Annotated in this window: 2 protein-coding genes; both read right to left on the reverse strand. The window is 69.6% G+C overall.

Going from position 1 to position 6,868, the window contains the following annotated elements; translation table 11 throughout:
* Positions 1-2,801 (reverse strand): ATP-binding protein (locus ELR45_RS24640; RefSeq protein ID WP_165368078.1); only part of this gene is annotated, 2,801 nt, incomplete at its 3' end.
* Positions 2,802-3,349: 548 nt separating this feature from the next.
* The coding region (locus ELR45_RS24645; RefSeq protein WP_240760110.1) for an AAA family ATPase at positions 3,350-6,868 on the reverse strand (3,519 nt) is incomplete at its 5' end.

A 6,868-nucleotide genomic window follows, 5' to 3' on the forward strand; every position in this document is an offset into this window, starting at 1 on the left:
GTCGCCCGCATCCGCAACGCGAACGCCGTCCCCATCCGATCGCCGACCGAACGGAACTCGGCCAATGCCGATGCCAGGTCGCTGTCCCTGGTGCGGACATCACTGATCGCGCTCGCCATGAACATGCCCGCCATGTGCCCGATGCCGCGTAACCACGCGTCGGGACTCTGTCGCGCGGGATCCAGCCGGTGCCGAACCTCGGGCCTTCCATCCAGCGTCGACACCCATAAAGCCTCAACGAAGGCATAGACCGGGGACGTTGCGTCCTCACCGGCCTGACGGCACACCCATCGTGCCCGAGCCATGCCGCGCATCATTGTGGCCATCCCGCTATCGGAGAAGCAGCTGAGCGCCTCGTAGATGTGCACAAGCGCCCTCTGCGCCAGCGGACGGGGCGCGGGCACGGCCAACGTGTCGCGAAGCCAGCTGCCACCCTCCTGGGTGGTCCCGCGCAGCAGCCAGTAGTACCCCAGTACCGCCGCCATCCGAACCGCGAGCTCGGCGTCGGAATGCTGGATAGCCCAGCGCAGCCCGGTCAGCAGGTTGTCATAATCCTGCGCCAGTCTGGACATCCACTCCACCTGCTCGGACCGGCGCAGATGAGGATCGGCGCGTTCCAACAGGTCGCGGAAGTAGCACGCATGCGCCGCACCGGTCGGCTCCGCTTCGTCCGCGTCGACCAGGCGCTCGCCCGCATACGCCTTCACGGTCTCCAGCAGCCGGTACCGCACCTCGGTTCCCGAGCTGCTCGCTACCGCCTCCACCAGAGACTTGCCCACCAACGAGGCGATCGTGTCCAGAACATCCTCCACGGCGACGCCGTCGCCTGCGCAGATGCTCTCGACCGCATCCAGCGACGCACCACCGGAGAAGACCGCCATCCGTTGCAGCAGCGTCCGTTCCGGCTTGTCGAGCAGCTCCCAGCTCCATTCCACGACGGCACGCAACGTCTGGTGCCTGCCCAGCGCTGTCCGGCCACCGTTGGTGAGCAACCGGAACCGGTCATCCAGCCGGCCGGCGATCTGCTCCGGGGACAGCACACGCACGCGCGCCGCGGCGAGCTCGATCGCCAGCGGCATGCCATCGAGTCGCTGGCAGATCTCCACGACCGGCCGGGCCGTCCGCTCGTCGATCCGGAAACCCGGACGGACCGCGGCGGCTCGTTCGGCGAACAGCCGGACGGCGGCGTACGAGTACGCCTCCTCGGCTCCTGCCACCGCGCCGTCGGCCGGTAAGTCGAGCGGGCCGACCGGATACAGCTGTTCCCCGCCGACGCCGAGCGGTTCGCGGCTGGTGGTGACCAGACGGAGTTCCGGGCACGCGGACAGCAACGCGTCCCCGAGGGCGGCCACCGCCTCGACCAGATGCTCGCAGTTGTCCAGCACCAGCACCGCGCTCTTGTCCGTGAGGACATCGACCAGCCGCCGGCTCGCCTCGTGCGCGGCCGGCAACTCCTCGCGCATGCCGTCGACGCTGGCAGACACCTTTTCGCCGAGTCCGAGTGCGGTGAGCACGGCCGGTGCCACATCCAGCACATTACCGACGGGAGCGAGCTCGACGAACCAGACACCGTCCGCACCCACCGCCAGAGCGTCGTGGGCGTCACCCACGGCCACGTCGTCGCCGGCCCCATCGTCGCGCGCGACCTCGCCGTCGGCGACGCCATCGCTCATCAGCCGACGCGCGGCCTCGATGGCCAACCGGGTCTTCCCGGCGCCGCCCGGTCCGTGCAGTGTGATCAGACGCGTTTCCTTGAGCATCGTGATGAGCGCCTCGACCTCGTCATCACGTCCGACGAAGCTGGTCAACCGCGACGGCACCCGCTGCCCGGACGGCCGCGTAGTGGTGTCAGGTGCCGCTGCAGGTTGCGGCGGCACCGGCGGTTCCGTCGCCGCTGGACGGGCTCCGGTGTTCCACGGGCCGACCGCGGCCAGCTCTCCGCGCAATGCCGCGAGATGGATGTCCTGAAGTTCCTCGGACGGATCGAGACCCAGCTCGTCGTCCAACCGCCTGCGGGTCCGCTCATATGCGGCCACCGCCTCCGCCTGCCTGCCCACGCCGGCCAACGCGCGGATCAGCAATCCGCAGATCCGTTCACGGAGAGGATAGTCGGCGGCCATCGCGTTCAGCTCGGCCACCACGTCGGCATGCCGGCCGAGCAGGAGGGCGGCCTCATTCCGATCCTCGATGGCGGACAGCCGTGCCTCGTCCAGACGCACCGCTGCCGCCTCGGCGAACGATGCCTCCCCCAGATCCGCCAGCACCGGTCCTCGCCACAAGGCCAACGCTTCGCTGAGCAGTTTGTGGGCGGCCTCGACCTCACCGTTTCGCAGCGCCTCTCGTCCCTGGCGCGCACATTGCTCGAACTTGCACCAGTCGACGTCCGATTCTGCGACGGTCAGAACATACCCGGCCGCCCGCGACTCGATGGTGAGCCCCGCGTCGATTCCGGTCGCGCCATTCCGTATCGCCGGAGCACCCTGCTCAATCCCAGGCGCATCGCCGGCCGCGACCAGCGCCGACCCGGCCAAGGAGCCCGCTGCCAGCTCCGGTGCGTCCGCCTCCCGTGCGCCATTCTGGAGGCTACGCCGCAAGCGCGAGACCACGGACTGCAAAGAGTTCGCGACACCCGACGGCGGGCTGTCCTCCCACAACGCGTCGACCAGGGCGTCGACCGACACCGCTCGGCCCGGATCCAGCGCGAGCCGCGCCAGCAGCGCGCGAGGTCTCCCGGCGCCGACCTCGATCGGCCGGCCGTCCGGAGCCCACACCTGCAACGGTCCCAGTATCCCGACGCGCACCCCACCAGCTTTGCACGCAATCCCCTTGCGGCACACATGCGGAGTCTGGTCGGGTGTCGGCCGTGCGTGGTGTCGCGTGATTATCGGCCGCCGATCGGCGTCGTGAGCGTAGTCGTGGGAGTTTGAGCCGCTGAGACCGGCCAGAGACCGCACGGTCCGGTCCACGACCGTCCGGACACCGGGTCGAGCGGCCTATGAGCACGCGACAGATCACACGACCACCGTCACAACCGCCGACTCGTACACGACAGCTCGCACGACGGTGTTCTGCCGGATGGATTGCGCACAGCACGCCACACAACGCCTGGCACAGGCTCTTACTAGTCACCTAGCCCGAAGCCGAATGAGATCTCAAGGTGAGACGAGGTCGGGCGCATGGAGAATTTGCGTCAGCGGCACTTAGGCCGACGGCGCGGCGCTACGCGACCACAAGCCAAGCCGCCGCCGGAGGCCCAGCCGCCGAGCAAACTCTCCATGCGCCACGGCAGGCGACCATAGACCTCTCGCGCGGCGGGAGGCGAGAAACCTACAAAAGGCGACCACAGACCTCAGGCGGGTTCGGACTCCCGGATGCGCTGGCTGATGACGGCTGTGACCCCGTCACCTCGCATCGAGACCCCGTACAGCGCGTCGGCGATCTCCATGGTCCGCTTCTGGTGGGTGATCACCAGCAGCTGGCTGCGCTCACGCAGTTCCTCGTAGAGGCCGAGCAGCCGCCCCAGGTTCGTGTCGTCGAGCGCCGCCTCCACCTCGTCGAGGATGTAGAACGGGCTCGGCCGAGCCTTGAACAGCGCCACCAGGAACGCCACTGCCACCAGTGACCGCTCGCCACCGGAGAGCAGGGACAGGCGCTTGACCTTCTTGCCGGGCGGCCGTGCCTCTACGTCGATTCCAGTGGTGAGCATGTCATCGGGCTCGGTCAGCACCAGCCTGCCCTCGCCTCCCGGGAAGAGCCGGGAGAAGACGTGGTCGAACTCGCGGGCAGTGTCCTCGAACGCGCTGGTGAACACCTCCTGGACCCGGTCGTCCACCTCTTTGACGATGTCCAGCAGATCCTTGCGGGTGCGTTTGAGGTCTTCCAGCTGCTCGGCCAGGAACGAGTGCCGTTCCTCCAGCGCGGCGAACTCCTCCAGCGCCAGCGGGTTGACCTTGCCGAGCTTGTTCAGTTCCCGCTCCGCCCTGCGCAGCCGTTTCTCCTGCTCATCGCGGACGTACGGGACGTGCTGCTGCGGCTCTTCCACAGCGTCCGACGACGCCCCGTCTCCGCGTTTCCCGCTCTCTGGCTGGGTCACTCCCTCTGGACCGGCCGCGCCGCGCTCCCGGCTGTCACCCTGTCCGTCCTCGCTCGACGTCGTGGCCACGTCCTGTTTGCCTGTACCGCGGGCAGCGGCGGGCGCGGTCAGAACCGGCACCATCAGATGCGGACCGTATTCGTCCACCAGCACGTCGGGATCGACGCCTAGCTCCTCCAACGCCTTGGTCTCCAACGCTTCCACCCGCATCCGGTGCTCAGCGCGGGCCAGCTCGTCGCGGTGGACAGTGGACGTCACCTCTTCCAGCTCGGTCGCCACGGTCCGGGTGCGCTCCCGCTCCGTCGCCAGCGCCGCGTCGCGCTCCGATCGTGCCTGCTCGGCGGCGGAGCGCTGGGCGTCGGCGCTGTGCAGCGACTGTTCCACATGGCCCAGCAGGATCTCCGCGCCACGCGCCACAACCTGGGCGATCTCCGCCTGACGGGCACGTTTGCGGGCCAGCGCCGCCGCCTTCTCCCGGTTCTTGCGCTCCTCCCGGGCTGCCCGCTCCAGGCCCTCAGCACGACCGGCGAGCGCTCGTGCACGTTCCTCGCTGGTCCGCAGGGAAAGTCGTGCCTCGGTCTCCCGCCGATGCGCCTCGCGCACCAGCTCAGCGAGCCGATCCCGGTCCGCGGTGGACGGCTCGGCGTCGTCGTCGGTGGTGTCCTCGGCCGCCTCAAGCCGCTCCTCCAGCGCGGCCAGGGCCTCGAGATCGCGATCCCGGGCCTCCTCGGCCTCGGCGACCGCCGCCTGAAGACGCTCAGCCTCCTGGTGTGCCGTCCGCGAGGCCTCACCAAGCCGGCCGAGCTGCTCGGCGACGGCGGAGAGCTCCGCGTCCGACTCGTGCAGCTTGCTCAGCGCCGCGGACTCGGCGGCGGCGGCCTCGTCCCGGCGCTGCCTCGCCGCGGTCAGCTCCCGGCCCAGCCGCTCGGCGCGTGCGCTCGCCTCGGCCAGCTGGTCGGCGGCCTCGTCGACCGCGGCCTGGACCTCGAGGAGGCTCGGCGCCTTGCTCGACCCCCCGAACGCCCGCCCACTGGAGAGCAGGTCGCCGCCCTTGGTCACCGCGCACAGCTCCGGATACTCGGCCACCAGCGCACGTGCCGAGGCAAGGTCCTCGACGGCCACCATGCCGTGAAGCAGGCTGGTCAGAGCAGGACGTAACTCCGCCGGAGCGGTCACCACCTCCGCTACGTAGCGCATCCCGGCCGGCAGCGGCATCCAGCTGCTCGGATCGTCGTCCGGGGCACCTCCGACGAGGAACCCGGCCCGGCCGAGGTCCTCGTCGTGGAGCATCCGCAACGCCGACACCGCACCATCGACCGACTCGACGGCGACGGCGTCCGACACCGATCCCAGCGCCGTAGCCGCAGTCGCTTCCCAGCCGGGCTCCACGGTCAGCAACGCCGCGACCGATCCCAGCACGCCGGAGAGCCGGTCGGACGCCGCGAGCAGTGCCGCCGCACCATCCTTACGGGTCAGCCCCATCTCCAGGGCTTCCTTGCGTGCAGCGAGCGTCGCCCGTTCCCGCTCGGCGGCATGCTCCTGGTCCTGCAGGGCAGCCAGGGCCTGTTCGGCCGTGGCGAGCTCCGTGGCGGCCCGTTCGTGCTCAGCGTCGAGCCCCTCCTCACCGACGGAGAGCCCGGCGATGGTGGTCTCCAAGCTCGTGTACTCGTGCTCGGCCTGCGCGGCGCGGTTCAACGCTTCGACGCGGGCCTCGGTCAGCCGCGTCAGTTCGGATTCCGTGGCAGCGGCCTGCCGGCGCAGTCCTTCCACCTGCCCGGAGAGCCGAGCGAGCCCTTCGCGGCGATCTGCGGCCGCACGCATGAGGCCGGCCAGCCGTTTCTCCTCTGCCCCGGCTGCGTCCTCGGCTTCACCGCGCTCGGCGATCGCGGTGTCGAGCGCATCCCTGGCATGCTCGACCAGCTCGGCGAGCTCGACTTCCTGTTCCCGGACCGCCGCCGCTTCCTCCTCGAGCTGATCCGGATCCCGGCCGGTCGGTGGTGCGTCGTCAGTGGTCACCAAATGACGCGCACGTTCCGCGGCCAGCGACGCCGTTCCACGGACCCGCTCACGCAGTCCGGAGAGCTGATACCAGGCATCTTGAGCCCGCGCCAGCACGGGCGCCGCCTCTTTGATCTCAGCCTCCAGCCGAGCCTCGACGGCGCGCGCCTGTTCGAGCGCCTGGGTGAGCTCCGCCTGCCGAGCCTTCAACGCGGTCTCGTCGGCGACCTCCTGTTCCAGATTCGCCCTGGCCTGTACCAGGTCGTCCGCGAGCAGGCGCAGCCGCGCATCGCGAAGATCCGACTGGATGGTGGCGGCCCGGCGGGCGAGCTCCGCTTGTTTCCCGAGTGGGCCGAGCTGGCGACGTAGCTCAGCGGTGAGGTCCTGCAAGCGGGTCAGATTGCCCTGCATCGCCTCAAGCTTGCGCAGGGCTTTCTCCTTGCGCTTGCGGTGCTTGAGGACCCCGGCCGCCTCCTCGATGAAGCCCCGCCGTCCCTCAGGGGTGGCGCCCAGAATCGAGTCGAGCTGTCCCTGCCCGACGATCACGTGCATCTCCCGGCCGATGCCGGAGTCCGACAGCAGTTCCTGAACGTCGAGCAGGCGGCAGCTCTGACCGTTGATCGAATACTCCGACCCGCCGTTGCGGAACATGGTCCGCGAGATGGTCACCTCGGAGTACTCGATCGGAAGTGCGCCATCGGCGTTGTCGATGGTCAGCACGACCTCCGCCCGCCCGAGCGCCGGACGTCCAGAGGTGCCGGCGAAGATGACGTCCTC

This window comes from Phytoactinopolyspora endophytica (assembly GCF_004138495.1).
GTDB classification, from domain to species: domain Bacteria; phylum Actinomycetota; class Actinomycetes; order Jiangellales; family Jiangellaceae; genus Phytoactinopolyspora; species Phytoactinopolyspora endophytica.